The sequence below is a fragment of the Polynucleobacter sp. 35-46-11 genome (assembly GCF_002281105.1).
In genome coordinates this window covers 1-3,810 of sequence record NZ_NCFJ01000237.1, presented here as the reverse complement: position 1 = coordinate 3,810, position 3,810 = coordinate 1, and the positions used below count along the sequence as shown (strand labels likewise).

Sequence of the window (3,810 nt, the reverse complement as noted above, 5' to 3'; positions counted from 1 at the left end):
ACTACTAGGGGCATGCTCCAGCATCCCCACTCAGCAAGTTAGCCCTACAGAGACTATCGTAAACCAGTCTGAAGATGTCGCAACAGAAGCCCGTTTTAGCCAAAATCTCAATGAATTAATCGCTCAAATTGCCCAAACCCAAGGAATCCCTCAGACCAGCCTTGAATTGGGTTTCTCTGATGCTAAAACGATCCCTTCCATACGCAAATTGGTATTACCCCCATCGGGCAGCTTTAAAAAGAATTGGGTCGCCTATCGCAAGCGTTTTATTGAGCCAGTTCGCCTGAAAGCTGGCAAGGTCTTTTGGGAGCAAAACCAGGCATTCTTAAGCAAGGTTGAGCAAGAATCAGGCGTCCCAGCTGAAATCATCGTCTCCATTATTGGTATTGAAACCATTTATGGCCGTCAAACCGGTAATTTCCGGGTCAAGGATGCACTTTCTACATTAGCTTTTAGCTACCCAGATACACCCAACAAAGCCAGTCGAGAGCAGCTCTTTAAAGACCAACTGCAAGAACTCATCCTGATGTGCTGGACTGAAGGGGGTGGTAGCTTGCCCGCCAATAATAGTCAGCAAGGATTGAATCAAACTCGCTTTAATGCCTGCCTGAATCAGAACAGCTCCTATGCTGGTGCGATTGGTCTGCCACAGTTCATGCCAAGTAGTATTCGCAGCTTCGCAGTAGATGGCGATGGTGATGGGCGCATTGACCTTAAACAAAGTCCTAAGGATGCTATTGCTAGCGTGGCTAACTTTATGAGAAAGCATGGCTGGCAACCTGGAATGCCGATTTACTTCCCTGTTCAGGAAGGGGCAGTCAGTGAGGCGAGAGCGCTAGCAGATGGAGAGCCACAACTCAAATACTCGGTTCAAGAGCTCATCGCAAAAGGCATCCTCACTAAAGAGCAAGGCGATCTTCAGGCTGGGGGTGTTGAACCACAAAGCAAGGCCCTCATTGTTGATCTACCTTACCCCGATAAAGACGGTAGCGATCAGGTTCGTTACGTCGTTGGACTCAATAATTTTCTGACGATTGTGCAATACAACCGCAGTTACTTTTACGCACAAAGTGTTGCTGAGTTTGCAGAAGTGCTAGGCTATAAAAATCAGAGTGTCGTTCCCACTACCGCAAGTAAAGCGAAGTCAGAAACAAAGTCAGAGGAGCCGGTCAAATCCAAACCGAAGAAGCCTGCTAGTAAGAAAAAACAAAAACAAGCTTAATAGCTTAGATTGAATGTATTACGCTGGGAAAACCCCAGTAGAAAGATAACGGTCGCCACGGTCGCAGACAATAAAGACAATCGTGGCATTTTCTACTTGGCGAGCAATTCGTAAGGCAACAACCAAAGCCCCGCCAGCTGAAATACCGCAGAAGATACCCTCTTCAGCAGCAAGGCGACGGGCCATCTCTTCAGCATCCGCTTGGCTTACATACTCAATACGATCAACCTTGTCGCCCTGATAAATCTTTGGCAGATACTCTGGAGCCCATTTACGAATTCCTGGAATCTGCGAACCCTCTTCCGGTTGAGCGCCAATAATTTGGATATTGGGATTCATGGACTTCAGGTAAGTTGACACTCCAGTAATTGTTCCAGTAGTACCCATCGATGAAACAAAGTGCGTAACCTGACCATCAGTATCACGCCAGATTTCCGGGCCAGTGGTTTCAATGTGGGCACGAGGGTTATCTGGGTTCGCGAACTGATCTAACAATCTACCGCGGCCCTCTTTTTGCAATTGCAGTGCATAGTCACGGGCAAATTCCATACCGCCAGAAGCTGCCGTCAGAATTAACTCGGCACCGTAAGCAGCCATACTTTGGCGGCGCTCAATACTTTGATTCTCGGGCATCACCAAAACCATCTTGTAACCCAACATAGCAGCAGTCATCGCTAAAGCAATGCCAGTATTACCGCTAGTTGCTTCAATGAGAGTGTCGCCGGGTTTGATTTCGCCTCGCTCTTGAGCACGGAGGATCATCGACAGCGCGGGTCGGTCCTTCACCGACCCCGCTGGATTATTTCCCTCCAACTTTCCTAGAATCAGATTACCTTTTGAATCGTTATCAGCGCCAGGAATACGTTGCAAACGAACCAGGGGCGTATTACCCACGGTCTGCGAAATAGTTAAGTAAGAAGGTGTGCTCATGAAACCATTTTAGCCATAAGCCAGGCTAGACGTAAAAGGGTTTAATTTCGGCGATTTCCTTCCGTACGATCCGCACTATGGCGAGAGCTAGTTTGACCACGAGAGCTGCGTCTACTAGCCTTGACTCCCTCTTTATTCGTCCTACCATGCGGTTCACGAAAGGAGCTGGGCGCCTCAATAGTTAAGCCGTTATCCACCATCTTTTCAACCGATTTCATACCAATGCCACGTACGCGTTTTTGTAAATCATTAGCATCCTGAAAATGCCCGCCATCTAAACGCTCCGCAATAATGGTTTTCGCTTTCGAAGGTCCGATACCTTTGATACTCTCCAGCTCAGACTGGGTGGCCGTATTGACGTTAATTGGTGAGGCTGAAGATAAAGCTGAGACAGCCACCAATACCGAAAATACTAAGGACTTTAATAATTGATTCATGTAATCTCCATCGGTTAATAAAAAATCCACTCACACGAAGTGCAAGTGGATCAGTTACAACGAATAGAAATTCAGTCTGTTGACTGCTTTTTAAAGTCTAAAGCGGGCTTGCCAAGAAATCAGTATTGGCCGATAGCCAGGCGATATAACGACTGACACCCTTCTCAACATTGAGGAAGGGCTCTGAGTATCCAGCGGCACGCAACTTAGTTAAGTCAGCCTGAGTAAAGCACTGGTACTTGCCTTTGAGTGCATCTGGAAATGGAATGTACTCAATCGCTTTTTCTTTAACCAACTCTTCAAGGCTAGCAGGATTGGCATTATCGATTTTACGCATGGCGTTTGCTACCGCATGAGCCACATCATTAAATGGCTGCGCACGACCACTACCGAGATTAAAGATGCCGCTGATTTCTGGATGATCCAAGAAATATAAATTCACTTTCACCACGTCTTCTACTGAAACAAAGTCGCGACTCTGCTCACCAGCAGCATAACCACCATATTCACCAAAGAGTTTTACTTTGCCATTGGCTTTGTATTGGTGATATTGGTGAAAGGCTACTGAAGCCATGCGACCCTTGTGTGACTCACGAGGACCATAGACATTGAAGTACCTAAATCCAACTACTTGCGCTGTATTGGCCTTGTCAGCAAAACGCTTGCGCATGACTTGATCAAATAAGAACTTAGAGTAGCCATAAATATTCAATGGCTTCTCATGCTCACGGCTTTCAACAAAAACATCCGATCCGCCATAAGTAGCTGCAGAAGAAGCGTAGAGTAGCTGCACTTTTTGTTCTGTACAGATATCGAGCAAGTCCATGGTGTAGCGGAAATTATTTGCCATCATAAAGATGCCATCAGTTTCCATCGTATCCGAGCAAGCCCCCTCATGAAACACCGCCCTGACCTTACCAAAACGACCGCTTCTAAATGCTTCTAGAAACTCATCCTTATCAAGATAATCAATGATGTCTAGATCGGCCAAATTACGATACTTATCCGCAGGACGTAAATCATCTACGGCAATAATATTTTTCTCACCACGCGCATTGAGCGCTTGAACAATATTGGCGCCGATGAATCCAGCAGCGCCAGTTACGATAATCGTCATTGCAATTCCTCAGAAGTAACGGTGGCTGTTCCCAACTTGCCAACCACAATACCACCAGCTCGATTAGCTAAAGCCATAGCTCTTTCCAGGGGCCAGCCAGCTGC

General features: G+C 46.6%; 4 protein-coding genes and 1 pseudogene. 1 reads left to right on the top strand and 4 read right to left on the bottom strand.

From position 1 onward, the window contains the following. Nucleotides 1-1,222 (top strand): lytic murein transglycosylase B (gene mltB, locus B7Y67_RS12600; RefSeq protein ID WP_367227285.1); only part of this gene is annotated, 1,222 nt, incomplete at its 5' end. 18 nt (nucleotides 1,223-1,240) lie between these two features. Here mltB and cysM read toward each other — a convergent pair. From cysM to B7Y67_RS12580, 4 genes and pseudogenes are all read right to left on the bottom strand, one after another. Then, a complete protein-coding gene (cysM, locus tag B7Y67_RS12595) occupies nucleotides 1,241-2,152 on the bottom strand; it encodes a cysteine synthase CysM (protein WP_293598945.1) in 912 nt (303 codons plus the stop codon). 41 nt (nucleotides 2,153-2,193) lie between these two features. Further along, nucleotides 2,194-2,589 (bottom strand): helix-hairpin-helix domain-containing protein, encoded by a 396-nt coding sequence (locus B7Y67_RS12590; protein ID WP_293598944.1) that lies wholly within the window; start codon nucleotides 2,587-2,589, stop codon nucleotides 2,194-2,196. Nucleotides 2,590-2,686: 97 nt separating this feature from the next. Further along, nucleotides 2,687-3,706 (bottom strand): ADP-glyceromanno-heptose 6-epimerase, encoded by a 1,020-nt coding sequence (gene rfaD, locus B7Y67_RS12585; protein WP_293598943.1) that lies wholly within the window; start codon nucleotides 3,704-3,706, stop codon nucleotides 2,687-2,689. Continuing rightward, a pseudogene (locus B7Y67_RS12580) lies at nucleotides 3,703-3,810 on the bottom strand (D-glycero-beta-D-manno-heptose-7-phosphate kinase); the annotation flags it as partial. The pseudogene B7Y67_RS12580 and the gene rfaD, both read right to left, overlap by 4 nt.